Origin of the sequence: Enterobacter quasimori, assembly GCF_018597345.1 — a bacterium.
Lineage (GTDB): Bacteria > Pseudomonadota > Gammaproteobacteria > Enterobacterales > Enterobacteriaceae > Enterobacter > Enterobacter mori.
This window is the reverse complement of the sequence record NZ_JAHEVU010000001.1, coordinates 435,667-459,775: the sequence shown is the minus strand read 5'-3', so window position 1 is coordinate 459,775 and position 24,109 is coordinate 435,667. Positions and strand designations below refer to the sequence as shown.

Here is a 24,109-nt window from a genome sequence, read left to right as displayed (position 1 = left end):
TTTACACGCTTTCTGCCAGAGGCTGAACGCTTTGTGTCGCAGGACGGATCCTGAACCAGATCGCATACATCGCTGGCAGGAAGACCAGCGTAATGATGGTTCCCCCTAACGTTCCGCCGATCAGCGTCCAGGCGAGCGTTCCCCAGAATACGGAATGCGTCAGGGGAATAAAGGCCAGAACGGCGGCCAACGCCGTCAGTAAGACCGGTCTGGCACGCTGTACTGTCGCTTCGACAACCGCATGGAACGGATCGTGCCCCTCTTTCTGGTTATGATCGATTTGACCAATAAGAATCAGCGTATTGCGCATCAGAATGCCCGAAAGGGCGATCAATCCGACGAGGGCGTTAATGCCAAACGGCTGATTGAACAGCAGCAAGGTTGGCACTACGCCGATAAGCCCCAGCGGCGCGGTAAGAAAGACCATGACCATGGCCGACATGGAACGCACCTGCAGAATGATGATCAGTAGCGTCAGGGCAATCATAATGGGGAACAACGGCAACATTGCCCGGGTGGCTTTGCCTGATTCCTCAATCGATCCGGCCATTTCAATACGGTATCCTGGCGGCAGCGAATCCACGATCGGCTGGAGCTGTTTCATGATGGCCATCGACACGTCCGGTGGCTGAAGCGTTTCGTCGATATCACCCCGGACGGTGATGGTCGGCGTTCGATCGCGACGACGCAGCAGCGGATCTTCCATTCTCACCTCAACATCGCCAATTTGTGACAGAGGGATGCGCTGGCCCGCATTGCCGACCAGGGTAAAGCCCGCTATTTTTGCCGGATCCAGGCGAATGTCACCTGCGGCGCGGCCAATCACCTGAACGGCGCGAATGTCCTCTCGTACAGACGTGATGGGAACACCGGACAGAAGGAACTGCAGCTGCTGAGCAACGGCATTCGAGGTTAAGCCAGTGGCCTGCAGACGGTCCTGATCGAGCGTGAAATGCAGTGTGGGTACGCGCGTTCCCCAGTCCGTGTTGACGGTCCGCATCATCGGGCTTGCCTCGAGCACGCCTTTCACTTTGTCAGCGATGCCGCGTAGCGTATCGACATCGGGTCCCGTGACTCGCCAGGCGACCGGGAAGGGAGAGTAGGGACCAAACACCAGCTGCGTGACGCGCACGCGCGCTTCGGACGCAAGGCCTTCGGCAACCGCTTTACGTAGTCTGAGCTTGAGTGCCTCACGTGATGCCGGGCTATCCGTCAACACCACTATCTTCGCAAATGACGGATCGGGTAACTCAGGAGCCATGGCCAGATAAAAGCGCGGTGAACCCTGACCAATGTACGATGTGACGATGTTGGCTTCTGGCTGTTTCTGCAACCAGTCTTCTATTTTCGCTGCGGCGGCGCTGGTTTGCTCGATTGACGTGCCGTAGGGCATCTGCACTTCAACCAGCACTTCGGGGCGATCCGACGTCGGGAAAAATTGTTTTTTCACCAGCCCCATGCCCAGGATCGCCAGGATAAAAATGGCGACAACCGACCCCGCCACAATCCATTTTCTGGCGATGACGCGGGTTAAGAGATGGCGAAAACGGTTATAGCGAGGCGTACCGTAGATAGCGGCATGGCCTCCTTCCACTTTGGGCATATCCGGCAGCATTTTCACGCCGAGATAGGGAGTGAAAACCACGGCGACGACCCAGGATGCAATCAGCGCCAGGCCGACAATCCAGAACATATTGCTGGTGTATTCTCCCGCCGTTGACTGGGCGAAACCATTCGGCATAAAGCCAATGGCCGTTACCAGCGTGCCGGCGAGCATCGGAGCCGCGGTATGGCTCCAGGCGTAGGCGGAGGCTTTGATTCTGTCGTAGCCTTCCTCCATTTTTACCACCATCATTTCGATGGCGATGATGGCATCATCAACCAGCAAGCCCAGGGCAAGAATGAGGGAGCCCAGCGTGATGCGGTCAAAGTTAATGCCGCTGGCCTCCATTACCACAAAGACCACGGCCAGTGTCAGTGGAACCGCCGCCGCGACGACCACGCCCACGCGCCAGCCCATACTGACAAAACAAACCACCATTACAACCAGCAGGGCGACGAAGAATTTGATCATGAACTCATCCACCGACGAGCTGATGTTCACGGACTGATCGGTGACTTTCGTCAGGGTCATCCCCAGAGGCAGACCGTCATTGATTCTCGTCGTTTCGGCATCCAGCGCTTTCCCCAGCGCCAGCCCGTTCCAGCCTTCGCGCATCACAATACCCAGCAGCAGAGCCGGTTCATGCTGGTTGCGAATTTGCAGAACAGGCGGGTCTTCGTAACCTCGTTCCACCGTGGCGACGTCGGAGAGCTTGAGCGTTTTGCCCTGCGCAATAAACGGCGTATCGCGGATTTTCCGCAGGGTATCGAAGGCCCCGTCGAGGCGGATAAAGATCTGCGCGCCGCGCGTCTCAATTGAACCCGCAGCCGTCAATACGTTCTGATTGTTCAGCGCATTGAAAATATCCTGAGGCGACAGGCCCAGCGTCGCGAGACGCTCGTGAGAGAAGGAGATATAGATGCGCTCTGCCTGCTCGCCGATGATATTGACTTTCTTCACGCCCGGGACGTGCAGGAGCTGCTGGCGCATGGTTTCGGCATCGCGCACGAGCAAACGCTGCGGCTCTCCTTTTGCTTTGAGCGCAAAGAGAGCAAATGTCACATCGGCGAACTCGTCATTGATCATCGGTCCCGTTACGCCTGCGGGAAGATTTCGGCTCTCATCCCCAAGCTTTTTTCTGGCCTGATAGAACTCTTCCTGCACCTCAGAAGGTGGCGTATTGTCCTGTAATGACAGCGTGATAAAGGCCATGCCGGGGCGGGTATAGGTTTCCGTACGGTCATACCATTTGAGCTCCTGCAGGCGTTTTTCCAGCGGTTCGGCCACCTGATCCTGGATCTCCTGCGCGGTCGCGCCGGGCCACACGGCGATTGCGGTCATCTGCTTCACCGTGAAAGGCGGATCTTCTGCACGCCCGAGCCCAAAAAACGAGAGAATACCGGCAATTGTTACCAGAATAATCAAAAACAGCGTGACCGAGCGTTCGCGTACAGCGAGCGCTGACAGGTTGAAGCGTCCTGCGCTCATGGCTGACTCTCCGAACGCTGTTGAGCGAGGCGGACCACTTCGCCTTCATGCAGAAGATGCACCCCTAGCGCGACAATCTTTTCACCGGGCGTCACACCCCCCGTTACCTGGGCGGCATCATCGCTCACGCTAAGCACCTTGACGGGCTGCCAGGTCACTTTGGCGGGTTGATCCGAGATCCGCCAGACGCCAGGCCCTTTGCCCGCATCGTAGAGCGACGCTAGGGGAACCTGCATGACCTGGTTTTTCTCATTACTGTTCCCTATGTTCAGCGTGACGGTCGCACCCAGCGGCGCGTCTGCCAGCGCGCCTGCCAGAACATACCGCGCCTCATAGGTGCGGGTGGTGGCATCGGCGGAATCAGAGAGCAGACGAAGCGTTGCGGTAACAGGCTGTTTTTCGTTGCCATAGCGGGTCGCCTGTGCTTCGCTCCCGACGACCGGACGCAGGGTCTCTGGAAGTTGCACCAGCGCCTCACGTTGTCCCGCGCGGGCAAGACGAATCACTGCCTGTCCGGCGCTTACGACCTGACCTGGCTCAGCGAAGGTCTCCATCACCACGCCGTCTGAATCGGCCAACAGTACGGCATAGCCTGTCGCGTTTTGCGCGACGCTGGCCTGCGCCCTGGCGGCACTCAGCTCCGCTCTGGCGGTATCGGCCGCCGCTTTAATTTGGTCGTACTCGGAGGCAGACACAGCGCCCGTAGCCACAAGGCCCCGGTATCGCGCTTCGTCAGCGATCGCTTTTCTTGCACGCGCCTGGGCGGCATCCACCGTCCGTTGCTGAGCCTGCGCCTGTAACGTCAGATCGGCGGGATCGAGCCGCATTAAAGGCTGGCCTTTTTTTACGCTCTGGCCCGTATCAACAAGTCGCTCAAGGATTTTGCCCTGAACCCTGAAGCCGAGATCGCTCTGCGTTCTGGCAACCACCACGCCGGTAAACGCGCGGGACGTCGCGTTCGCGCGTTCTACGGACGCGGATCTGACGAGCGGTGGGTGCGTGCGCGGATCGTCACTCGCCGCGTTATCGCCGCAGGCCGCGAGGGCCAGCGGCAGGAGAGAGACGAGACAACGGGCTGATGTAAGCCTGAGCATGGGAAACCCTTATTAAAATAACAGGACAGTTTCCACATTCTCTGACTAGTGACCAATATTGTCAATGGTCACTAGTCAGGGAGCCAGGCTTCTTAAAATCAGTGAGGGGAGAAGGATCGCAGCAGTGGGGGCGGTTTCGAGATTGTATTGCAGTTGAATGGGGTTAATGAAAGGACACATCACCAGATATATCGCGAGCGTTGCCTCATCGAGCGGGGTTTTCCTTTCGAACTCCCCGGCCTGCCTGCCTTCAACAATAATACTCTCAATCAGTTTTAGCAGGTGTTCTGAGTACCTTTCAGTTGAGGGCCATTTTTCGCGCGCGGCAACGGCGGCGATGTCGTAGAGCTTACGATCGTGGAAAAACAGTTCGCTTCCCGCCTCGGTGAGCGCCCTGAAGAGACGACGTATTTTCTCGCTGGCGGAGGGCGCATCGGCGAGCGCCGAATGCACTGCGGTCATGATCAGTTCCAGGCGGTTAGCACAGATCACCTCGCCGATAGCCTGTTTGGAGTCAAAAAATTTATAAATGTAGGCCTTTGAAAAGCCGATGGATTTAGCAAGCTCTGCCACGGTGGTTTTTTCATAGCCGTAGTGACCGAAGTGCTCAAAGGCCGCTTCGACGATCTGCTCTCGGACGGAGTGGTCAAGTGGACCACGCGTAACTGGGACGTTCAAATTTTTAGTCATTTTTTAAGCTTAGCGTGACAGGCTTCGAATGACAACGAGTGACCATTTTGTGATTTGGTTACATGCGTTTTCGTCATGAACCCTTCAGACGGGACGATAAATCAGATGGGGTAAGTGTATCACTGTTTTTCGCGCGCAATGGCATCTATATGACAGTGCCAGCCTTGTGTCGATGCGCTTTAATGGGGAGGGGAGGCCGCAAAACCATCGCGGCCCGAGACGCATAGGGTAGCCCTGAGGCCACGCCTGAAATAGGCGCTATCTCTTAATAAAGCTATAAGCCCAGATCGCTCAGAGAGGGGTGATCGTCCGGACGTCTTCCCAGCGGCCAGTGGAACAGTCGCTCTGATTCTTTTATCGGCATATCGTTTACGCAGGCAAAACGGCGCTTCATCAGTCCGTCCGGCTCAAACTCCCAGTTTTCATTACCGTATGAACGGAACCAGTTGCCGGAATCATCATGCCATTCATAGGCATAGCGCACCGCGATTCGGTTATCCGTAAATGCCCAGAGCTCTTTAATCAGACGATAATCCAGCTCTTTTTTCCATTTCCGCGCCAGAAACGCCTGGGCTTCTTCACGGTTGGTCGCGAATTCTGCGCGGTTGCGCCATTGGGTATCGAGCGTATAGGCGAGCGCGACTTTCGCCGGGTCGCGGCTGTTCCAGCCATCTTCTGCCAGTCTGACTTTTTCGATAGCGCTTTCACGGGTGAAGGGCGGTAAAGGAGGACGTGTATTCATTGCGATTACCTCTGGGTTATATGATGTAGACAGGTCTGTCTACTTGCGGTAATCTATGCCTGTAAAATAACGCTGTCAACCTCCGTTTTGAGGCTACTAAAAAATGAAAACAGAACCCGCAGGCAACGATACTAAAATTAGCGTCAGAGATAAGATATTACTCACGGCGCACGATCTGTTTTATTCCACAGGCTTCAGGGCGACGGGGGTGGATACGCTGATTAAAGCGTCGAAAGTGACCAAGGTGACTTTTTATCGCCATTTTCCGAGTAAAAGTTTACTTATTCTCGCCTATTTACACTATCGGCATGAAATATGGATTAGCTGGTTTGAGACTACGCTGCGCCGACATCTTGACGAAGGCGAAATACCTTCTGATGCGATATCTGCAACGCTTTACGAATGGTTTATTTCGCCCGAGTTCCACGGCTGCGCGTTTATTAATGCCAGTGCAGAGGCTAAATCGGAAGATATTGAAAGTGAAATAAAAGAGATATGCCGGGACCATAAGTCAGAGACAAAGAAAACAATCGTCACGCTCACCGGTATAAATGATGAAGAGACCGTCAATGACATGATGATGCTCATTGACGGCGCTATTATTCATGCGCAAATGGGTATGGATCCAGAAAGGGTGGTAAAAGCGTTAAAGACGGGCTTGGAGAAACTGACCGGTCAGTGATATTCCTCTGCCCTATGCAAATGAAACAAAAATGAGAACACAGAAACGATGTCTTGGTTGCGTGGCTATTGTAGTTGTTGGCTACGATCGCGCTATTGATTCTTAAACGCACAAGCTGGGCTTTACCCTCGTCGAGGATACGCCACAGCCGGGTAAGCGCTGGGTAGCCCACGCGTGAAGCGGATCATATGGGAATATCTCTTTAGGACGAGCACTCGTCCCGCTGCGCCATCTCAAGCGCGCTGGCACTCGCGGGGTCGAACAGCGAGATGCTCTCAATCTGGTTGAGCAGAATGACCTTGCGGAAATCCATTGCGCTTCGCGGGTCTGAATCCAGCGTAATATCGTGTTCGTCATACCACCTGCTGTAGTTATTTTCGATGCGCAGATTCATCGTCTTCTCGTCGCGATAGCCGCTTAACATGGGGATCAGCACGATATTGGCCGTTTTTTCGTACTCCAGCGTGGCGGTGTGGATCATGCCGATGTAAATCCGCCCCGACCTGAGCGACACCTGCGCCAGCTCGCCTTCCTCCATGCACTGATAGAGCACCTGTTCAATACCGCTTGACTGGGCGAGCCGCTTGTAGAGCTTTTTCCTGCCTTCACCGTCCAGCCTGGCACTGCCTGCCCAGTTAGAGCGGTAGAGGCAAAACAGGATGGCAAACGCCAGCATCACGACCACCGGCGCCTGGATGCCTAAAAAGCTCCAGTTCATAAAGTCGATTTGCCAGTCGGTATATTTCGGTGAGGCAAAGTGAAAAGCGTTATTGGCGGCGGAAAGGGAGAGCAGGAGTAGCCAGAGCAGACCGGTGGCAATCACGCCCTGAAGAACAAAAATACAGCCGTAAAGCGCCACGAGAAAATAGACGTCCCAGCCGAAGGAACGCTTGATTTTGAAGCGGGTGGACAGATCGCGGCTGGTGTACCAGTACCCGCACACCATCAGCACCATAAAGATTGCCGTTCCCATATCAGGCCCTCTTCAGCGCGTCGACGTGACGCAGAAAATCCTGCCGTACCTCGTTGCTTTTGTAGTTCACCGAAGCGTTCCCGTCCTGGTCGATAATGATGCGATCGCCATCTTCTACGGCTTCAATGATTTCCTGCTGGCTCATTACCTGGAGCAATGACTCAGGGCTGGAGAAAAGGGAGAGAAAGAAGCGTTTCATGTCAGGCATCCTTATGAATAAAAAGGATAAGCCTGGAAGAAGGGTGGCGAGTTTGCCTTAAGGATAACCTGAAAGTGAGTGAAAGCCGGGTGGCGGTTACGCCTTACCCGGCCCACAAAATCTTCAAGTAAATGAGCTTTCAACTTATTGATATTTATGATTAATAAAAAATAAATTCGCACAAACTTGGACAAGTAACGTTAATTGTGTAAGTTTTAATTATGCGATTACGCCACGTTGTTTGCCGCCAGGATGTGACCCATGAGCACGTTGCCCTCCATTGTCAGTCGGTTTGTTGATTACTACGCCACGTTGGACGCTCAGCCGCCGTCGGCGCTGGCGGGGCTTTATCATCCGGATGCCACGCTTGTCGATCCGTTTGGCGAACACAACGGGTTTTTTGCGCTCCAGCGTTATTTCACCCATTTGCTGGCAAATGTCGAAAACTGCCGTTTTACCATTGATGCCCCCCTTCTGAGCGAACGCCGGTTTGTCGTCACCTGGACAATGCACTGGTCGCACCCGCGCATTGCCGGGGGGGAGCCGCTTGACCTGCCGGGGTGTTCAGTGGTGGACACGGAAAACGATCTCATCACGCGTCAGCGCGACTACTACGACGCGGGGGAGATGATCTACGAACACCTTCCTCTGCTGGGCTGGGCGGTACGCGGCGTGAAGCGGAGGGTCAAATCATGAAAACGGTGCTCATTACCGGTGCCAGCTCGGGCATTGGGGCCGGGCTGGCGAAATCCTTTGCCGCGGACGGCTACCAGGTGATTGCCTGCGGGCGCGATGCGTCGCGTCTGGACGCCCTCCAGCTGCACAGTCCGAACATCACGGTGCGCCGCTTCGATATGACAGACAGGGACGCCTGTTGCCAGGCATTGAAGGACTGTAACGCCGAACTGGCGATCCTCTGCGCCGGGACCTGTGAATACCTCGATCGTGGCGTGGTGGATGCCGCGCTGGTGGAGCGGGTGATGAAGACCAATTTCCTCGGCCCGGTCAACTGCCTCGCCGCGCTACAGCCGCAGCTGGCTGCGGGTCATCGCGTGGTATTGGTCAGTTCGATGGCGCACTGGCTTCATTTTCCGCGAGCCGAAGCCTACGGAGCGTCCAAAGCCGCGCTCACCTGGTTCGCCGACACGCTGCGTCTGGACTGGGAGCCGAAAGGCATTGGCGTAACCGTGGTTTCTCCGGGGTTTGTGGATACGCCGCTGACCCAAAAAAATGATTTTGCCATGCCGGGCAGAGTGACCGTTGACGAGGCCGTGAATGCAATACGCGCCGGGCTGGCGAAAAATAAAAACCATATCGCGTTCCCTTCCGGATTCGGCCTGATCCTGCGGCTGCTCTCACGGCTTCCGACCCTGATCCAGAACGCGCTGCTGCGCAGGATGGTGCGCTCATGAAGATCGCGATTATCGGCAGCGGTATTGCCGGGCTGACCTGCGCCTGGCGTCTGGCGGGCCATCATCAGGTCACCCTGTTTGAAGCGGGCGCAACGCCGGGCGGACACACCGCGACGGTTGACGTCTCCACGTCCCAGGGGACCTGGGCCATCGACACCGGGTTTATCGTCTACAACGACCGTACTTATCCGCGCTTCATGGGCCTGCTCAGCGAGTTGGGCATCAGCGGCCAAAAAACGCAGATGAGCTTCTCTGTGCACAACCCGCAGTCCGGCCTGGAGTACAACGGACACACGCTGACGTCGCTGTTTGCCCAGCGCCGAAACCTGGTGAACCCGGCATTCTGGCGGCTGCTGGGGGAGATCGTCCGCTTCAATCGTCTGGCAAAACAGGCGCTGGACGGGGAGGTGGACCCGAACGCCACGCTGGAGACGTTTCTGGAACAGCACGGTTTCACGCCGTTTTTTGCACGCCATTACATTCTGCCGATGGGCGCCGCGATCTGGTCCTCGTCGCTTCAGGAGATGAGACGCTTTCCGCTGCCGCTGTTCCTGCGCTTCTTTGCGCATCACGGCCTGCTGGATATTACCCATCGTCCGCAGTGGTACGTTGTCCCCGGCGGCTCGCGGGAGTACATCCGCGCCATGCTCGACAAGCTGGGCGACCGTCTGAACGTGCATCTCAATTCGCCGGTGCAGCGGGTGAGCCGCCACGAGCACGGGGTCACGCTTCAGCTTGAAAACGACAGCCATACCTTCGATCAGGTGATTTTTGCCTGCCATTCCGGGCAGGCGCTGGCGATGCTGGACGAGCCGACGCCTGCAGAACGTGCCGTGCTGGGCGATATCGGCTGGCAGCGCAACGAGGTGCTGTTACACAGCGACAGACGCTGGCTGCCGGTGCGCGAGCGCGCGTGGGCGAGCTGGAACTATCGCCTGAGTGAACGTGACCAGGCCAGCGCCTGCGTCACTTACAACATGAACATTTTGCAGGGGCTGCCCGAGGGGAGTCCGCTGTTCTGCGTCACGCTGAATCCTGAAACGCCGGTGGATGAACGTTTCGTTCTGAAGCGCTTTATCTATGAACACCCGCTGTTCAACCCTCAAAGCTGGCGCGCGCAGGCGCGTCGCGGGGAGATTAACGGTCATCGACGGAGCTGGTTCTGCGGAGCGTACTGGTACAACGGTTTTCATGAAGATGGCGTGCGCAGCGCGCTGGACGTGGTCAATGCGATAGCCGCCGTGGAGGGGTACTGAGATGAACAGCTGCCTTTACCACGGCGTACTGCGCCACCGCCGCCTCCAGCCGAAAACCCACGCATTCAGCTACAGCGTCTTTATGGCCTGGCTGGATCTCGATGAGCTGGAAACATTGCCCTCGGTCGGCGTACGCCGTAACCGCATGGCCGCCGCCTCGTTCCACGACGCGGACTATCCGCTGGGGACGCCGCTCAAGGAGAACGTGCTGAGCAGGCTGGAGAGCCTGACCGGGGAACGTCCGCAGGGGCGGGTCATGCTCCTGACGCAGCTGCGCTACTTCGGGTTCCATTTTAATCCGGTCAATTTTTACTACTGCTATGACCAGCAGAATGCGCTTCGCTGGGTGCTCGCCGAAGTGCGCAACACGCCGTGGAACGAGCGGCATTACTATGCGGTAGACGGGCAGAATGCCCGGCCCACGGAGAAAGCGTTTCACGTTTCGCCCTTCAACCCGATGGACATGGTCTACCACTGGCGCTTCAACAACCCGGACAACACGCTGCATATGCACATTGAAAATCATCAGGAAGCGAAGGTCTTTGACGCCACGCTGGCGCTTCGTCGGGAGCAGCTGACCCGTCCGGCGCTGCGTTCGCTGCTGCTGCGCATCCCGCTGATGACCCTGAAAACCGTTTTCGCCATTTACTGGCAGGCGCTGCGGCTGTGGCTCAAGCGCGTGCCGCTGTATAACCATCCCGTCAGCAGGAGTGAACGCTCATGACCGATCCCGTCTTTGCGCTAGAACCCGATATCCCGCGCAACGTCCGCATCGCGCGCTGGCTGCTTTTTAGGCTGCTAAGCGGCATACGCGGCGGCTCGCTGACGCTGCGTGAAGGGGCGCAAACCTTTCACTTTGGTGAGGCATCTGCCGCGCTGCATGCCGACGTGCAGATCCTCTCGCCTGGGCTTTACTGGCGCATCTTAACGGGCGGCAGCCTGGCGGCGGCAGAGGCCTGGATGGACGGCGAATGGGAGACCCCGCACCTGACGCCGCTTCTGGAGCTGCTGGCGCTCAACGGCAAGGTGCTTGGCCGTCTGGAGAATGGTTTCCGCCTGCTCGGCAGGCCGCTGGAGCGGCTGCGCCACTGGACGCGGCGTAACTCCCGCGCGCAGGCGCGGGAAAATATTGCCGCCCATTACGATCTGGGCAACACCTTTTATGCCCACTTTCTGGATCAGGAGCTGCTCTATTCCAGCGCGCTGTTTACCGCTGACGAGCAGGATCTTACTGCAGCTCAGCAGGCCAAAATGGCGCGTCTGTGCGACCAGCTGGCGCTTAACGCGAGTGACCACCTGCTGGAAATTGGCACCGGCTGGGGAGCGATGGCGGAATACGCGGCCCGTCACTACGGCTGTCGGGTCACCACCACCACGCTGTCGCAGGAGCAATATATCTGGGCGACCGAGCGCATCGCCCGCGCCGGGTTGCAGGATCGCGTTGAGGTGCTGCTCTGCGACTATCGCGACCTTACCGGGCAGTACGACAAGCTGGTGTCGATAGAGATGATTGAAGCCGTCGGGCAACGCTATCTGCCCACGTTCTTCCGTACCTGCCAGGCGCGGCTGCGCCCGGGGGGACGGATGGCGATTCAGGCCATCACCATTCAGGACCAGCGCTACCGCGACTACAGCAAAAGCGTCGACTTTATTCAGCGCTACATTTTCCCCGGCGGCTTTTTGCCGAGCGTCACCGCCATGAACGAATTGATGACGCGCCACACCGATTTTGTGTTGCGCAACCTCTTCGACATGGGGCCGGACTACGCCCGCACGCTGGCTCACTGGCGGCAGCGCTTTGTCCACGCCTGGCAGGAGATTGAAACGCTCGGCTTTGACGAACGTTTCCGCCGGATGTGGCTCTACTACTTCGGCTACTGCGAAGCCGGGTTTAACGCCCGCACCATCAGCGTGGTGCAGCTGACAGCGGAACGCGTATGAGACGTTACATGCAGGTGTTCCTGATGGCGATTGCGTTCGATCTCTACTGGACGCTGGTGGTGCTGTTTCGCGAGCGGGGGCTGGTCGTCTGGCTCGCGCTGGCGATCCTTGCCTGCCTGATGCTGTCGCCTGCACACCGTATTTACGCCATTTTGCTGGCGGCGGCAGGCAGCCTGCTGGACGCTCTCTGGGCGGTGACGGGGCTTATCGCCTTCACGGGCGACTCGCTGATGCCCCTGTGGATGGTGGCGCTGTGGCTGACGTTCGCCACCGTCTGGACCCGACTGACGTGCACCACTACCTTACCGGGCTGGATCTTAACGCTGTTGGCGACCGTCGGCGGGCCCGTGGCGTACCTTATCGGCGAGCGGCTGGGGGCTATTACGTTCCTGGAACCTGATTTTATCGTCGTCAGCTGGATGGCGCCGGGCTGGCTGGTATTAATGCTGTTTTTCCACCTGCTGATGGGGAGACAACAATGAAAACCCTGCTGATGCTAATCTGTCTGACCTTTACCGTACCGGTCGCGAACGCCGCTGACTGGCTAAGCTGGCGCAAAGTAGGCAGCGCCACGCTCACCTGGGGGCCCTTCACCGTCTATACCTCGCAGCTGCTGACGCCCGATGGACGCTACGCCGGCGAAAACAGAGATCAGGCGCTGATCATTACCTATGCGCGCGACATCGACCGTAAGGATCTGGTTGAAGCGACGCGCGATCAGTGGCAGGCGCAGGGAATTTTGCAGCAGGAGCCGCTGAGCGAAGCATGGCTTCACCGGCTGGAATCGCTCTGGCCGGACGTCAAGGCAGGCGCGCAGCTGGCGTTTGTGCTTAAAAATCAGCAGGGACAGTTCTGGTACCGCGCGCCTGACGCGCAGACAGGTTTCACTCCACTGGGGCCAGCGCAGCCAGCGGCGTTCAGTACGCGCTTTCTGGCCATCTGGCTCGATCCCCGCACGCAATACCCTGAACTGCGTCAGCAGTTAATCGGAGGCCAAAAATGAAACGTTTCCTGACCCTGGCGCTGGCGCTCACGATGCTGCTGGCAGGCTGCAGCACGGAGGTAACGGAGTACCGCCAGCAGCAGCCGCGGCTTGATATCTTCCATTACTTCCAGGGGAAAACCGAAGCGTGGGGCATGGTGCAGGATCGCAGCGGGAAGCAGATCCGCCGCTTTCACGTTGAGATCGCCGGGGATGTGATTGGCGATACGCTGACGCTCAACGAACGCTTTGTTTACGACGATGGTGAAAAACAGCAGCGCGTCTGGCACATCCGGCGCCTGGGGAACGATCGCTACGAGGGAACGGCGGGGGATATTGAAGGGGTTGCTACGGGGCAGGCCGCAGGCAACGCCTTTAACTGGCATTACAGCATGAGCGTGGAGGCCAACGGCAAAACCTGGTTGCTGCACTTTGACGACTGGATGTACCTGCAGGATGAGGCCCATCTGTTCAATAAAACCGAGATGAAGAAATTTGGCGTCACCGTCGCCACGGTGACGCTGTTCTTTACCCGTAAGTCCCCGGCTTAGTCGCGGATGCTGCCGGTTTTGCTGCTGGAGTAGATGAAGTACAAGGCGATCCCAAGGCAGACTACCGCGCCCAGTCGGCTCAGCGAAAACGGAATGGCGGCATTCCCCAGCCAGCCAAAGTTATCAATCAGCATGCTCATGGTGAGCTGGCCGAAGATCACCGCTACCGTGGCGACGGCGGTGCCGATCCGCTGTACGGCGAGCACCATTATCACAATATAGGGCACGCCAAACATCGCGCCGAGGAGCTGCCATTTCGGCACGTCCAGCAGCGTGACCGCCGGCTTAGGCTCAAAGAAGAAAATGAGCAGGGCGGTCACCAGCGCGCCGACGGAAAACGTCAAAAACGCGCTTTTAAATACGCCCACGCTGCTGCCGAGCTGCCCGTTTATCGCGGCCTGAATGCTCAGCGTCGCGCCGCCGCAGACGGCCAGTAGAATCATCATCAGTGTCATGCGCTTACCCCTGTGCCACCAGAACCAGTGCGGCAATAATAAAAACCAGCGCCACGATGCGTTTTGCGTTTATCTTCCTGTGTGGCGTACCCAGCAGACCAAAGTGATCGATGATCAGGCTTTTAAACACCTGACCGGCCAGAATGCCAATCATGGTCATCGCGATGCCGATAGCGGGTGTTGCAACGGTCAGAATGACCACGTACACGGGGCCGAGCACTCCGCCGAGCAGTTGCCAGGACGGCAGTGTAAAAAATGACGGACTGTTGCGCGGGCTGAAAAACAGCATCAGCAGAAACGTCAGCGCGGCACCCACGCCGAAGATACTGAACGTGGCCCACAAATCACCCACTTCGCCCCCTAGCGGTCCCAGCAGTCCCGCCTCTACGGACAGCCCCATCCCGCCAGCAATCACCAGGAAAATTAAAATAAGTTGCATAGCTCACTCTCTTGTTGTCCAGGCGACGAAGAATACGGGGTATCAGCAGTGAGAAAAATGCCATAATGCAGGAAACACCATTGCAGGAAATGCACTAATGATCGATGCCGGAAATATCAGCATTCGCGCGCTGCTGATCTTTATCGCGGTTTATGAATCGCAGAATTTCTCCGTGGTTGCGCGGCGGGAAGGGATCTCCGCCTCGCAGGTTTCACGCGTGATCCACCAGCTTGAGGACGCGCTCGGCCAGCAGCTTTTTTATCGCAATACGCGGGCCGTGATCCCGACGGAAAGCGGGAATCTCTTTATCCGCTACGCCCGGGCGATGGCAGGAAGTCTTGACGAGGCGCGCCGGGAGCTGGACGAGCGATCCCTCGAGCCAACTGGGCTCATTCGCATTAACTGCCCGGTATTTTTTGGACAGCGGCACGTAGCCCCTGGCCTGGCGGGGCTGTCGACGCGCTACCCCCGGCTCAATCTTGAGTTGACCCTCACCGACGACTTTATCGACCCTCACCGGGACGCCGCCGACGTGCTGTTCCGCATCGGCACGCTGACGGACTCCTCTTTTCACGCCCGGGTGCTCGGGCAGCAGCTGTATCATCTGGCGGCATCGCCGTCCTATCTGCAACAACACGGTGCGCCCGATGTGCCGGAGGATCTGACGCATCACCGCTGCCTTGTCTATCGCGGATCGTCCGGGCCTAACCGCTGGCTCATTCGCCGTCCAAATGCGGCGTGGGTTCACTATCCCGTTGCGCCGCTGATGACCTCCAACAACGCCGAAACGCTGCTGATTGCCGCGCTGGGCGGAATGGGGATCGTGCTGTTCCCCGACTGGCTGGTGAGCGAAAGGCTAAACAGCGGCGAGCTGGTGTCGCTTCTGCCGGATCATGAATGTTCGATCAACACCGAGCCGCAGACCATCGCGGCGATCTACCCGAACGCGCGTCATCCGCCCCTTAACGTCAGGGCGGTGATCGATTATTACGTGGAGCGGTTCGGCACGCCGCCGTACTGGCAAAGATGAACCCGCGATTGCGCGACCTGGCCGCTATCCCTTACTGTAGCGAAAACGTAAAAGGATAATCCTGGCCTATGCATCTTGATTTTCGCCAACTGCGCAACTTCGTCGCGCTGGTTGAATACGGCAGTTTTAATCGCGCGGCAGAGGCGGTGTGCCTCTCGCAGTCGGCTTTTAGCCGCAGCATTCAGGCGCTGGAGCAGAGCGTCGGGCATCCGTTATTTGACCGGCAAAGCAAGCTGGCCACCCTGACGCAGCACGGCCAAACGCTGCTGCCCTACGCCCGACGGTTTCAGGAGCTGAACGTTGAGCTCAGCAGCCAGATGCGCGAAGCTGAGGAGGCGCAGACCGGCGAAGTGACGTTCGGCTGCGGTCCGGCCCCGGCTGCCCGCCTGATCCCCGCCGCGGTGGGGGCGTTTCATCGCAGCATGCCGCAGGCGAAGGTACGCTTTCAGATCGACAACTGGTTTACGCTGCATCAGGCGCTGACCACGCAGCATTATCCATTTGTCGTGGCCGATAGCTGGCAGGCGGAGCTGGATCCCCAGCTGCGGGTGCAGCCGCTCAGCCCGCAGCGCTGCTTCTTTATCTGCCATGCCGACCACCCGCTGGCGCAGCAGGGCATCGTATCCGTACAGGCGCTGTTGCGTTACCCCTTTGCGGCACCCTATTTACCGCCGGGCGTGCGCAAGGTGCTGGCTACCCTCAGCCAGCAGCAGGATTTTACCCCCGCGATCCAGTGCGATCACGTCTATGCGCTGCTCTCAACGCTCGCCTATACCCACGCGATAAGCTTCGCCAGCGAGGATGGCTTTGCGCTGTGCCAGCACAGCCACCGGCTGGTGAAGCTGGAGATATGCGACCTGCCGGAAGAGTGGCGGCTGATGCAGACCCGGTTTGCCATTATTTCCCCGGTCCATGCTACCCAGCCGCCGCTGGTGGAAAAGATGATTGAGACGATCCTCCATGCCGACCGCCAGCATCAGAATCAGCTGCTGGCGCAGGAGGAGGGGAGTTAAAGCGGCTGGCCCTGAGGCGAGTACTGCGGCCAGTGGTTTTCCAGCTTTTGCGCTTTCAGGGCCTGCTCGACGAAGGAGCCGTCAACCCACTCTTTGGTACTAAAGGCGCTGCGGATCAGACGGCCCGAATGCGCCTGTTCAACGCTGTTGGTAAAGCTGTCGGTCAGAAAGGGATCGATGCGCGGTGAGGTGGTGAAGTTAAGATCCTGCGGCTGCAGCTCCTCCAGGAACAGCGCCCTGGGGATTTGGCTTTGCTGTGCCATTTCCGCCGACCAGGCTTCACGGTTGTTCGGATCGCTGATTTCTGCCGCGTTCTTCACCAGCACGTCGATAATCTGCTGCGTCGCCTGCGGCCAGGCGTCAATAAAGGTTTGTGTCCCAAGGAACCCCGCCTGCGTGGTGTTCTGGCGACCGGAATCGCCGCTCTTCACCACCACGTCGATCTTATCGCCCCGCAACGCCAGAAGAGACACGCCGCCCCAGACGGCATCCACGCGGCCCGCCGCCAGCGCCGCTTTTCCGGCATTCCAGTCGAGATTAATGACCTGCAGGTTTCTTTCCGTAAGCCCGACGGTTTGCAGGGCGCGGTCGAACGCCAGCTGGTCCGCCGTACCGCGATAGACCGCGACCCGTTTACCCTTTAAATCCGCCAGGGTTTTAATGCCCGAGGCGCGTGTGACCGCGAGGTAAGAGTCCGACCCGCGGCTGCCCAGCAGCAGGCGCGTGGGAAGGCCGTTCGCTTTGCCGATGATGGCCGCCAGATCGCCAAGGTAGACAAAATCGAGCTGTTGGTTAGCCAGCGCTTCATTCACCGCCGGACCCGCGCCCTTAAAGAACTGCCACTGGATTTCTACGCCCTGAGGTTTGAACACCGCCTCAAGCTGGTGGCGGATGTAGGCCATGCCGACCGGGCCCTCAATAAAGGGCTTACTGCCCGCACTTTGATCCGGCACGCCGATACGAATGGCGTGCAGCGCTTCGGCGCTGGCGTTTCCCATCAGGGCGAGGGCGGCCACCAGCGGCAGCAAAGCGCGACTAAAAAATGCTTTCATCATAACAAGTTACTCCAATGTGTTTTTTCTCACCCTAATGAGCCGCCCGGCCCGCTGTTAAATGCTTTTATTGGAAAAGGACAGGTGAAAATGAGCTAAATCAGCGCCCGCGAGTCCGGCAGGCTGAAATGCATTTGTTGCATCGGGATTATTCGCGTAACGCAATGACGAAGGGGAACGGGACGGGTTTTTATAGCGGCATGACGGGTTTAAACGTGAATCACTATGTCGCAGATAATTTTAAAAACGGGCTCATCCGGAAGGCAGAAAGTACGACTGAACGGCTGGCCGTGGATATTGCCCGCGCTACTGCTGCTGCTGTGGTCCATCGCGGCAGAGCGCCACTGGATGCCGGAACAAATTTTACCCGCGCCTTCGGCGGTCGCCGACACGGCGCTCTCGCTCCTGGCCGGAGACCTTCTCTCCCAGTGGGCGTTTAGCCTGCAGCATCTGCTGCTGGGCCTGCTGGCAGGCGCGTTCGCCGGCACGCTGCTGGGCGCGCTGTTCGGCCTGGTTCCCGGTGCGGCGCGTCGCGTGGAGCCGCTGTTTTACGCGCTGGCGCAAATCCCGACCCTGGGGTGGATCCCGCTGTTTATGGTGCTGTTCGGGATCGATAACGGCCTGAAGCTGGCGGTAATCATCAAAACCACCATCGTGCCGATGACGATTAACACGCAGCAGGCGGTAACCAGCGTGCCCCATACCCTGAGCGAGGCCGCCAGGGTGATGAACTTTTCACGCTGGCAGCGTCTTCGCTGGCTGGTGATCCCCGCCAGCCTGCCCGGCTGGTTTACCGGCCTGCGGCTGGCGCTCTCTCAGGCCTGGGTGTCGCTGATCGTTGTTGAACTGCTCGCTTCGTCGGAGGGCATTGGCTACCTGATGGTCTGGGGGCGCCAGCTTTTCCAGCTGGATATCGTTTTCGTCACCATTGCGGTGGTGGGCTTCAGCGGCATGCTGATGGAGTGGGCGGCGAATCGGGCCTTCTCCCGGCTGGTATTCTGGCCCCAGCCCGCCGTCGGGCGTCTTGCCTGGAAACCGCAGGCCAGCTGGCAGGCGCTGCAGCTGCCGATCCTGCTGCTGGCGCTGTGGCAGCTGGCTAGCCGAAGGGGATGGATTGACGGGGCGCTATTCTCTTCGCCGCTGGCGGTCGCCGAGCGCTTTATGCAGGGCGCGGCGAGCGGGGAGCTGGCGGCGGCGATGCTGGCGAGCCTTGGGCGCGCCTTTGCGGGCGGGGCGGCGGGTATTGCCGCTGGCCTGCTCTGCGGATTACTGCTGGCGCTGCGGCCGCGCGCCGGGCAGATCGTGACGCCATCGCTCAACGTGCTGCGCCATATAGCCCTTTTTGCGTGGCTACCGCTGCTGACCGCGTGGGTAGGCAACGATAACGTCGGCAAAATCGTCTTTATCGCCCTGGCCTCGTTCTTTCCGATGTTCTTTAGCACCCTTCAGGCCGTGCTGCAGCGCAGCCCGCAGCTGGACGAAGTGGCGCGTGTGCTGCGTTTAGGCGGCCTGACGCGCCTGCGAATGCTGATCCTTCCCGGCGCGGCGCCCGGCATTTTCGCCGGGCTGCGGCTGGCGATGATCTACGCCTGGCTTGGCAACATTGGCGCGGAATACTTCATGTCCTCGGGCGCCGGGATCGGCAGCCTGATGATTAACGCCCAGCAGCTGCTGGATATGCCCACCATTCTCTGCGGCATGGTGCTGGTCGGTCTCACCGGCGCAGCGCTGGATAAAGCCGGACGTTTACTGGAACTTCGCGCCACCCGCTGGCGCCAACAGGAGCCATCATGACCGCCCAAACTCTGGTCTCATTTCAACACGTGCGTAAAACCTGGCAGCAGGTCACGGCGCTGCAAAATTTTAGTCTCGACATCGCTGCCGGTGAACTGGTGGTGCTGGTCGGCAGCAGCGGCTGCGGTAAGTCGACGCTTCTGCGCATGCTGGTCGGCCTTGAAGAGGCGACGCAGGGGGAAATCCGCATCAGCGGCGAGCGGGTCACCGGCGTGGGCAAAGAGCGCGGCATCGTGTTTCAGGAGCCCCGGCTGTTCCCGTGGCTGAGTGTGATCGACAACGTCATGCTGGGGCTGGCAGATGAAAAACTGAGCCGGGCCGCCAAACGCCAGCGCGCGCGGGAGATGCTGGCGCGGGTGCAGCTCGCCGAGTTCGAGGGCGCGCTCCCCGCGCAGCTTTCCGGCGGGATGGCCCAGCGCGTCGCCATTGCTCGCGGCCTGGTTGCCCGCCCACAAATTCTGATGCTGGACGAGCCGTTCGGCGCGCTCGACGCCCTGACGCGTCACACCCTGCAGCAGGCGCTTTTGCAGATTCACAGAAGCGAGGGAACCACCACGCTGCTGGTGACCCATGACGTCGAAGAAGCGGTCGCCCTGGCTGACCGGGTCGTGGTGCTTTCCCCACGTCCCGGCCGCATACGCGAAGTGGTAAGCCTTGCGCTGCCGCATCCGCGACAGCGTGACGACGCCGCGTTCACCGACGCCTGCCGCCATATTCGCACTCTTATTACCTCTGCCTGATAACCTTCACTAAGGAGCAATACATGGGACATCCTTCCGTTTTCCCCACCGGCGCGACGCTTTACGATCCTGCGCGCGCGTGGAGCGGCTATACCCTTTTCCAGGCCACCGAGCATGGCGCGGTGCTGGTCGACATGAACGGCGCCGTGGTGCGCGAATGGCCAGAGCTTCACGGTTTCCCCAACAAAATCCTGCCCGGCGGGGCGATCCTCGGACACAGCGGCGAGCGCGACCCGCGCTACGGCATGCAGGATATGCTCGACCTGATCCAGGTGGACTGGGAAGGCAATGTGACATGGTCCTTCGATCGCTATGAGAACGTGAGCGACCCCGGCAATGAAACCCGCTGGATGGCGCGGGCGCACCACGACTATCAGCGCGCGGGCAATCCGGTTGGCTACTACGCGCCGGGGCTGGAGCCGCAGGTCGAAGGGGGGAATACCCTGATTCTCGCCCACACCAACCTGGTCAACGAGGCGATATCGGACAAGGTTCTGCTGGACGACACCATTATTGAGGTCGACTGGCAGGGAAACGTGGTTTGGGAATGGCGCTGCAGCGATCATTTTGAGGAGCTGGGCTTCGACGATGCGGCACGCACCGCGCTTTACAATAACCCCAACATGCGCGCCAGCGGCGGCGGAATGGGCGACTGGATGCATATCAACTCGATGTCCACGCTGGGGCCGAATAAATGGTATGACGCCGGAGACAGCCGCTTCCACCCTGACAACATCATCTGGGACGCCCGCGAGTCCAACATCATCGCCATCATCGATAAGCAGAGCGGCAACATCGTCTGGCAGCTTGGCCCGGATTACAGCACGCCAGCGCTAAAACACATCGGCTGGATCATCGGCCAGCACCACGCGCACATGATCCCGCAGGGGCTGCCCGGCGCAGGCAATATCCTTATTTTCGATAACGGGGGCTGGGCCGGATACGGCGCGCCAAACCCGGCCTCGGCGGACGGGGTGAAAAACGCCTGGCGCGACTATTCGCGGATCCTCGAAATTAACCCTGTGACGCTGGATATCGAGTGGCGCTACTCGCCGTATGAAGCGGATCTGCCCCAGCCAACCGATTCATACCGTTTTTATAGCCCGTACATTAGCAATATGCAGCGCCTCGAAAACGGCAATACCCTGATTAATGAAGGCTCCAACGGGCGCATTTTTGAAGTGACTCGCAATCATGAAATCGTCTGGGAGTACGTGTCGCCGTTCTGGGGCAAGACGCTCAACAACAACATGGTTTACCGCGCGTACCGCATTCCTTATGCCTGGATCCCGCAGCTTCCTCAGCCGCTAGAAACGCCAATAGTCCCGGTGGATGTTCGAACCTTACGCCAGCCTGGCGCGGCGGCGGCTGGCCCGGCGCAAAGCGTTGTGCGGGTCGCAGGCGTGAAGCCCTACAGTAAAAGCGCCGATGCGCTATGCGTCGCGACGGATAACGACACCCTTCGCCGCAGCCCAAAACTGTTCCGCGTGGCGGAAAGCGCGTTTAAAACGGTGAGCGCGTCGAGCGAGCTGGAAAGCGATGGCCCGATACTGCTGTTTGTCGGGGCGGAGCGCTGCGTGCACTGCCGCAGGCTCTGGCAACTGCTGGCGAACGAGAAGCTGATTCCGCTGACGGCGCGGTTTGATACCCGCTATCTGGACGCCGATCTGAACACGGAACTGGCAAGCCAGCTTGGCGTGCGCGGTTTGCCCACGCTGCTGGTGCTCAGGCAGGGTCAGCCGGTCTCGCGTGCGCCTGCGCAGCAATCGGTAGAAAGCGTCGGTGAGTGGTTGCAAGGCGTGAGTGAATAATGCGATACCCGGGAGAGTGAGCCTCTCCCGGGAAGGGCGAGATTATTTTGCCAAAATCTCACGGCGAACGATCTCTGCGCCTGCGCTCAGCGCCCTCAGCTTGCCGTTAGCAACCTGACGGGAAAGGGGAGCCATTCCGCAGTTGGTGGAAGGATAAAGCTTGTCGGCATCGACAAACTGCAGCGCTTTACGCAGCGTATCGGCGACTTCCTCCGGCGTTTCGATATGGTTCGTCGCCACGTCAATCGCGCCCACCATCACTTTTTTGCCGCGGATCAGCTCCAGCAGATCCATCGGCACGCGCGAGTTGTGGCACTCCAGCGAAATGATGTCGATGGTTGAGGTCTGCAGCTTAGGGAAAGCCTCTTCGTACTGGCGCCACTCGGAGCCGAGCGTCTTTTTCCAGTCGGTATTGGCCTTGATGCCGTATCCGTAGCAGATGTGTACCGCGGTTTCGCACTTCAGCCCTTCAACGGCGCGTTCAAGCGCGGCGATACCCCAGTCGTTGACCTCGTCGAAAAAGACGTTAAAGGCAGGTTCGTCAAACTGGATGATATCGACGCCTGCGGCTTCCAGCTCGCGTGCTTCCTGGTTGAGAATTTTGGCAAATTCCCAGGCCAGCTTTTCGCGGCTTTTGTAGTGGGCGTCGTAAAGCGTGTCGATCATGGTCATCGGGCCCGGCAGCGCCCATTTGATCGGCTTGTCCGTCAGCTGGCGCAGGTACTTCGCATCGTCCACGAATACCGGCTTTTGACGCGCAACGGCTGAAACCACGGTCGGCACGCTTGCGTCATAGCGGTTGCGAATGCGCACCGTCTGGCGGTTCTCAAAATCGACGCCGCTCAGGTGCTCAATAAAGGTGGTAACAAAGTGCTGGCGGGTCTGCTCGCCGTCGCTGACGATATCAATGCCCGCGCGGAGCTGTTCATCGAGGGATAAACGCAGCGCATCCTGCTTACCCGCCAGTAATTCATCATCCTGAAGTTTCCACGGGGACCACAGCGTTTCAGGTTGTGCAAGCCAGGTTGGTTTAGGTAAGCTGCCAGCCGTTGATGTCGGGAGCAATGTTTTCATAATAGAAGACCTTTATTATCGGTTAATTAAAGCGTGAAGTTATGAGACCACTGCTCAAGACGTTGTTTGTAAGGCTTAATAAACTGTTCTTCCGTAAATTTGCCCTGCTGAATCGCTAACTGGCTGCGCTCTTCACGGTCATAAACAATTTTCGTTAATGAATGATCCTGCTGATTCAGATCAGGCTGATAGCACTGTCCGGCGGTCGAGTTCGCATTATAAATTTCAGGGCGGTAAATCTTCTGGAATGTTTCCATGGTGCTGATCGTTCCAATCAGTTCAAGATTTGTATAATCCGCCAGCAAATCACCGGAATAATAAAAGGCAAAAGGCGCAGCGCTGTTCTCAGGCATGAAATAACGCACCTTCAGGCCCATCTTGCCAAAGTATTGTTCAGTCAGTGATGTCCCGTCCGGCTGGTACTCAATTCCCAATACAGGGTGCGTGTTGCCCGTACGGTGGTAGGTATCTTTGCTGGAGACGCTCAGGCAGATCACCGGCGGTTTTTTGAAGTTTTCTCTGTATTCAGCAGAGCGGGTGAAGTGCTTGAAGATGTTGCCGTGCAATTCACCAAAGTTCTCCGGGATGCTGAACGTTGAGCGATCTTTATTATGTTCGAGCAGCAATACGCTGAAGTCATAGTCACGCACGTAGGAAGAGAAGTTATTCCCGACAATGCCTTCGATGCGCTCATGGGTTTGCTTGTCGACAATGAACGTCTGCAATATTTCTATGGCCGGGAAGCTATTTTCTCCATCGATGTTCATATCAACGGAAATAATTTCAAGCTCAACCGCATAACGATCGGCTTTAGGGTTATCCCAGCGCGCTAAGGCGTTGAAGCGGTTGTTGATCATCACCAGCGTATTGCGCAGGTTTTCCTGACGCTTTTCGCCGCGCGCCAGGTTAGCAAAGTTGGTGGTGGTACGCGTATTTTCTGACGGGTTGTAATTTTCATCGAAGCAACTGCGCTTAAGGCTAAATGTAAAAGCTTTACTCATTGTGGTTATGCATCCTAAGTTCATGTTGCCAGGAAGTTATCAATGCATAATTTATGCCTGAGCCAGTGTCAGAGGGGAAGTGACTTA

At 58.2% G+C, this 24,109-nt stretch carries 25 protein-coding genes and 1 pseudogene; 15 read left to right on the top strand and 11 right to left on the bottom strand.

The window, feature by feature from the left end; all coding sequences use genetic code 11:
* Nucleotide 1: 1 nt before the first annotated feature.
* The 4 genes from KK102_RS02045 to KK102_RS02030 form a co-directional block, all read right to left on the bottom strand.
* The gene (locus KK102_RS02045; RefSeq protein ID WP_216356841.1) at nucleotides 2–3,091 is read right to left on the bottom strand and encodes an efflux RND transporter permease subunit; all 3,090 of its coding nucleotides are present in this window, start codon (nucleotides 3,089–3,091) and stop codon (nucleotides 2–4) included.
* Nucleotides 3,088–4,185 (bottom strand): efflux RND transporter periplasmic adaptor subunit, encoded by a 1,098-nt coding sequence (locus tag KK102_RS02040; protein ID WP_216356840.1) that lies wholly within the window; start codon nucleotides 4,183–4,185, stop codon nucleotides 3,088–3,090. The genes KK102_RS02045 and KK102_RS02040 overlap by 4 nt, the downstream gene beginning before the upstream one ends.
* 75 nt (nucleotides 4,186–4,260) lie before the next feature.
* Nucleotides 4,261–4,875 carry a TetR/AcrR family transcriptional regulator gene (locus tag KK102_RS02035; protein ID WP_216356839.1) on the bottom strand — a complete coding sequence of 205 codons (615 nt, stop codon included), beginning with the start codon at nucleotides 4,873–4,875 and terminating at the stop codon, nucleotides 4,261–4,263.
* Between the two features lie 274 nt (nucleotides 4,876–5,149).
* The gene (locus KK102_RS02030; RefSeq protein ID WP_063942514.1) at nucleotides 5,150–5,617 is read right to left on the bottom strand and encodes a nuclear transport factor 2 family protein; all 468 of its coding nucleotides are present in this window, start codon (nucleotides 5,615–5,617) and stop codon (nucleotides 5,150–5,152) included.
* Between the two features lie 103 nt (nucleotides 5,618–5,720).
* Between KK102_RS02030 and KK102_RS02025 the strand changes: the two genes are divergently transcribed.
* Entirely contained in the window at nucleotides 5,721–6,299 is a 579-nt protein-coding gene (locus KK102_RS02025) for a TetR/AcrR family transcriptional regulator (RefSeq protein WP_126544588.1), read from the top strand.
* A 31-nt stretch (nucleotides 6,300–6,330) separates the two neighbouring features.
* A pseudogene (locus KK102_RS22170) lies at nucleotides 6,331–6,465 on the top strand (VOC family protein); the annotation flags it as partial.
* A 36-nt stretch (nucleotides 6,466–6,501) separates the two neighbouring features.
* Here KK102_RS22170 and KK102_RS02020 read toward each other — a convergent pair.
* Nucleotides 6,502–7,272, bottom strand: a complete 771-nt coding sequence (locus tag KK102_RS02020; protein WP_126544589.1) for a hypothetical protein — start codon at nucleotides 7,270–7,272, stop codon at nucleotides 6,502–6,504.
* A gap of 1 nt (nucleotide 7,273) precedes the next feature.
* Entirely contained in the window at nucleotides 7,274–7,471 is a 198-nt protein-coding gene (locus KK102_RS02015; RefSeq protein WP_042715285.1) for a hypothetical protein, read from the bottom strand.
* Nucleotides 7,472–7,732: 261 nt separating this feature from the next.
* Between KK102_RS02015 and KK102_RS02010 the strand changes: the two genes are divergently transcribed.
* Genes KK102_RS02010 through KK102_RS01975 form a run of 8 tightly spaced genes read left to right on the top strand, consistent with a single transcriptional unit; the run spans nucleotide 7,733 to nucleotide 13,613 of the window.
* Entirely contained in the window at nucleotides 7,733–8,167 is a 435-nt protein-coding gene (locus KK102_RS02010) for a nuclear transport factor 2 family protein (protein ID WP_216356838.1), read from the top strand.
* Nucleotides 8,164–8,883 carry an SDR family NAD(P)-dependent oxidoreductase gene (locus KK102_RS02005; protein ID WP_126544591.1) on the top strand — a complete coding sequence of 240 codons (720 nt, stop codon included), beginning with the start codon at nucleotides 8,164–8,166 and terminating at the stop codon, nucleotides 8,881–8,883. The genes KK102_RS02010 and KK102_RS02005 overlap by 4 nt, the downstream gene beginning before the upstream one ends.
* The gene (locus KK102_RS02000; RefSeq protein ID WP_216356837.1) at nucleotides 8,880–10,139 is read left to right on the top strand and encodes an NAD(P)/FAD-dependent oxidoreductase; all 1,260 of its coding nucleotides are present in this window, start codon (nucleotides 8,880–8,882) and stop codon (nucleotides 10,137–10,139) included. The genes KK102_RS02005 and KK102_RS02000 overlap by 4 nt, the downstream gene beginning before the upstream one ends.
* Before the next feature lies 1 nt (nucleotide 10,140).
* A complete protein-coding gene (locus KK102_RS01995; protein WP_216356836.1) occupies nucleotides 10,141–10,863 on the top strand; it encodes a DUF1365 domain-containing protein in 723 nt (240 codons plus the stop codon).
* The gene (locus tag KK102_RS01990; protein ID WP_126544594.1) at nucleotides 10,860–12,080 is read left to right on the top strand and encodes an SAM-dependent methyltransferase; all 1,221 of its coding nucleotides are present in this window, start codon (nucleotides 10,860–10,862) and stop codon (nucleotides 12,078–12,080) included. The genes KK102_RS01995 and KK102_RS01990 overlap by 4 nt, the downstream gene beginning before the upstream one ends.
* On the top strand, nucleotides 12,077–12,562 hold the full coding sequence (locus KK102_RS01985) for a DUF2878 domain-containing protein (RefSeq protein ID WP_216356835.1): 486 nt from the start codon (nucleotides 12,077–12,079) through the stop codon (nucleotides 12,560–12,562). Before KK102_RS01990 ends, KK102_RS01985 begins: the two co-directional genes overlap by 4 nt.
* The gene (locus KK102_RS01980) at nucleotides 12,559–13,083 is read left to right on the top strand and encodes a hypothetical protein (protein ID WP_216356834.1); all 525 of its coding nucleotides are present in this window, start codon (nucleotides 12,559–12,561) and stop codon (nucleotides 13,081–13,083) included. Before KK102_RS01985 ends, KK102_RS01980 begins: the two co-directional genes overlap by 4 nt.
* The gene (locus tag KK102_RS01975) at nucleotides 13,080–13,613 is read left to right on the top strand and encodes a DUF3833 domain-containing protein (RefSeq protein ID WP_216356833.1); all 534 of its coding nucleotides are present in this window, start codon (nucleotides 13,080–13,082) and stop codon (nucleotides 13,611–13,613) included. Before KK102_RS01980 ends, KK102_RS01975 begins: the two co-directional genes overlap by 4 nt.
* Here the strand turns inward: KK102_RS01975 and KK102_RS01970 are convergent.
* Both KK102_RS01970 and KK102_RS01965 read right to left on the bottom strand, forming a co-directional pair.
* Nucleotides 13,610–14,068 (bottom strand): DMT family transporter, encoded by a 459-nt coding sequence (locus tag KK102_RS01970; protein WP_216356832.1) that lies wholly within the window; start codon nucleotides 14,066–14,068, stop codon nucleotides 13,610–13,612. The genes KK102_RS01975 and KK102_RS01970 overlap by 4 nt on opposite strands.
* A 4-nt stretch (nucleotides 14,069–14,072) precedes the next feature.
* A complete protein-coding gene (locus KK102_RS01965; protein WP_126544599.1) occupies nucleotides 14,073–14,507 on the bottom strand; it encodes a DMT family transporter in 435 nt (144 codons plus the stop codon).
* A 97-nt stretch (nucleotides 14,508–14,604) separates the two neighbouring features.
* Here KK102_RS01965 and KK102_RS01960 point away from each other — a divergent pair, with 97 nt between their 5' ends.
* Entirely contained in the window at nucleotides 14,605–15,537 is a 933-nt protein-coding gene (locus KK102_RS01960; protein WP_216356831.1) for a LysR family transcriptional regulator, read from the top strand.
* Nucleotides 15,538–15,605: 68 nt separating this feature from the next.
* Nucleotides 15,606–16,550 (top strand): LysR family transcriptional regulator, encoded by a 945-nt coding sequence (locus tag KK102_RS01955; protein WP_216356830.1) that lies wholly within the window; start codon nucleotides 15,606–15,608, stop codon nucleotides 16,548–16,550.
* On the opposite strand, the gene KK102_RS01950 is transcribed toward KK102_RS01955, so the two are convergent.
* Entirely contained in the window at nucleotides 16,547–17,605 is a 1,059-nt protein-coding gene (locus tag KK102_RS01950) for an ABC transporter substrate-binding protein (protein ID WP_126544602.1), read from the bottom strand. The genes KK102_RS01955 and KK102_RS01950 overlap by 4 nt on opposite strands.
* A gap of 222 nt (nucleotides 17,606–17,827) precedes the next feature.
* Between KK102_RS01950 and KK102_RS01945 the strand changes: the two genes are divergently transcribed.
* The 3 genes from KK102_RS01945 to KK102_RS01935 are packed head-to-tail and all read left to right on the top strand — an operon-like array spanning nucleotide 17,828 to nucleotide 21,947.
* Nucleotides 17,828–19,396, top strand: a complete 1,569-nt coding sequence (locus KK102_RS01945; RefSeq protein ID WP_216356829.1) for an ABC transporter permease — start codon at nucleotides 17,828–17,830, stop codon at nucleotides 19,394–19,396.
* Nucleotides 19,393–20,136, top strand: coding sequence for an ABC transporter ATP-binding protein (locus KK102_RS01940; protein WP_216356828.1), 744 nt, complete (start codon nucleotides 19,393–19,395; stop codon nucleotides 20,134–20,136). Before KK102_RS01945 ends, KK102_RS01940 begins: the two co-directional genes overlap by 4 nt.
* A 23-nt stretch (nucleotides 20,137–20,159) precedes the next feature.
* A complete protein-coding gene (locus tag KK102_RS01935) occupies nucleotides 20,160–21,947 on the top strand; it encodes an aryl-sulfate sulfotransferase (protein ID WP_216356827.1) in 1,788 nt (595 codons plus the stop codon).
* Between the two features lie 42 nt (nucleotides 21,948–21,989).
* Here KK102_RS01935 and KK102_RS01930 read toward each other — a convergent pair whose 3' ends face one another.
* Both KK102_RS01930 and KK102_RS01925 read right to left on the bottom strand, forming a co-directional pair.
* Nucleotides 21,990–23,021, bottom strand: a complete 1,032-nt coding sequence (locus tag KK102_RS01930) for a methionine synthase (RefSeq protein WP_216356826.1) — start codon at nucleotides 23,019–23,021, stop codon at nucleotides 21,990–21,992.
* A 26-nt stretch (nucleotides 23,022–23,047) separates the two neighbouring features.
* Nucleotides 23,048–24,022: a DUF1852 domain-containing protein gene (locus tag KK102_RS01925; protein WP_126544607.1), complete on the bottom strand. Its 975-nt coding sequence runs from the start codon at nucleotides 24,020–24,022 to the stop codon at nucleotides 23,048–23,050.
* Nucleotides 24,023–24,109: the final 87 nt, after the last annotated feature.

Excerpts from the sequence above, each read along its gene's own strand:
- KK102_RS02045 (WP_216356841.1), bottom strand. The coding sequence starts at position 3,091 with ATGAGCGCAGGACGCTTCAACCTGTCAGCGCTCGCTGTACGCGAACGC.
- KK102_RS02040 (WP_216356840.1), bottom strand. The coding sequence starts at position 4,185 with ATGCTCAGGCTTACATCAGCCCGTTGTCTCGTCTCTCTCCTGCCGCTG.
- KK102_RS02035 (WP_216356839.1), bottom strand. The coding sequence starts at position 4,875 with ATGACTAAAAATTTGAACGTCCCAGTTACGCGTGGTCCACTTGACCAC.
- KK102_RS02030 (WP_063942514.1), bottom strand. The coding sequence starts at position 5,617 with ATGAATACACGTCCTCCTTTACCGCCCTTCACCCGTGAAAGCGCTATC.
- KK102_RS02025 (WP_126544588.1), top strand. The coding sequence starts at position 5,721 with ATGAAAACAGAACCCGCAGGCAACGATACTAAAATTAGCGTCAGAGAT.
- KK102_RS02020 (WP_126544589.1), bottom strand. The coding sequence starts at position 7,272 with ATGGGAACGGCAATCTTTATGGTGCTGATGGTGTGCGGGTACTGGTAC.
- KK102_RS02015 (WP_042715285.1), bottom strand. The coding sequence starts at position 7,471 with ATGAAACGCTTCTTTCTCTCCCTTTTCTCCAGCCCTGAGTCATTGCTC.
- KK102_RS02010 (WP_216356838.1), top strand. The coding sequence starts at position 7,733 with ATGAGCACGTTGCCCTCCATTGTCAGTCGGTTTGTTGATTACTACGCC.
- KK102_RS02005 (WP_126544591.1), top strand. The coding sequence starts at position 8,164 with ATGAAAACGGTGCTCATTACCGGTGCCAGCTCGGGCATTGGGGCCGGG.
- KK102_RS02000 (WP_216356837.1), top strand. The coding sequence starts at position 8,880 with ATGAAGATCGCGATTATCGGCAGCGGTATTGCCGGGCTGACCTGCGCC.
- KK102_RS01995 (WP_216356836.1), top strand. The coding sequence starts at position 10,141 with ATGAACAGCTGCCTTTACCACGGCGTACTGCGCCACCGCCGCCTCCAG.
- KK102_RS01990 (WP_126544594.1), top strand. The coding sequence starts at position 10,860 with ATGACCGATCCCGTCTTTGCGCTAGAACCCGATATCCCGCGCAACGTC.
- KK102_RS01985 (WP_216356835.1), top strand. The coding sequence starts at position 12,077 with ATGAGACGTTACATGCAGGTGTTCCTGATGGCGATTGCGTTCGATCTC.
- KK102_RS01980 (WP_216356834.1), top strand. The coding sequence starts at position 12,559 with ATGAAAACCCTGCTGATGCTAATCTGTCTGACCTTTACCGTACCGGTC.
- KK102_RS01975 (WP_216356833.1), top strand. The coding sequence starts at position 13,080 with ATGAAACGTTTCCTGACCCTGGCGCTGGCGCTCACGATGCTGCTGGCA.
- KK102_RS01970 (WP_216356832.1), bottom strand. The coding sequence starts at position 14,068 with ATGACACTGATGATGATTCTACTGGCCGTCTGCGGCGGCGCGACGCTG.
- KK102_RS01965 (WP_126544599.1), bottom strand. The coding sequence starts at position 14,507 with ATGCAACTTATTTTAATTTTCCTGGTGATTGCTGGCGGGATGGGGCTG.
- KK102_RS01960 (WP_216356831.1), top strand. The coding sequence starts at position 14,605 with ATGATCGATGCCGGAAATATCAGCATTCGCGCGCTGCTGATCTTTATC.
- KK102_RS01955 (WP_216356830.1), top strand. The coding sequence starts at position 15,606 with ATGCATCTTGATTTTCGCCAACTGCGCAACTTCGTCGCGCTGGTTGAA.
- KK102_RS01950 (WP_126544602.1), bottom strand. The coding sequence starts at position 17,605 with ATGATGAAAGCATTTTTTAGTCGCGCTTTGCTGCCGCTGGTGGCCGCC.
- KK102_RS01945 (WP_216356829.1), top strand. The coding sequence starts at position 17,828 with ATGTCGCAGATAATTTTAAAAACGGGCTCATCCGGAAGGCAGAAAGTA.
- KK102_RS01940 (WP_216356828.1), top strand. The coding sequence starts at position 19,393 with ATGACCGCCCAAACTCTGGTCTCATTTCAACACGTGCGTAAAACCTGG.
- KK102_RS01935 (WP_216356827.1), top strand. The coding sequence starts at position 20,160 with ATGGGACATCCTTCCGTTTTCCCCACCGGCGCGACGCTTTACGATCCT.
- KK102_RS01930 (WP_216356826.1), bottom strand. The coding sequence starts at position 23,021 with ATGAAAACATTGCTCCCGACATCAACGGCTGGCAGCTTACCTAAACCA.
- KK102_RS01925 (WP_126544607.1), bottom strand. The coding sequence starts at position 24,022 with ATGAGTAAAGCTTTTACATTTAGCCTTAAGCGCAGTTGCTTCGATGAA.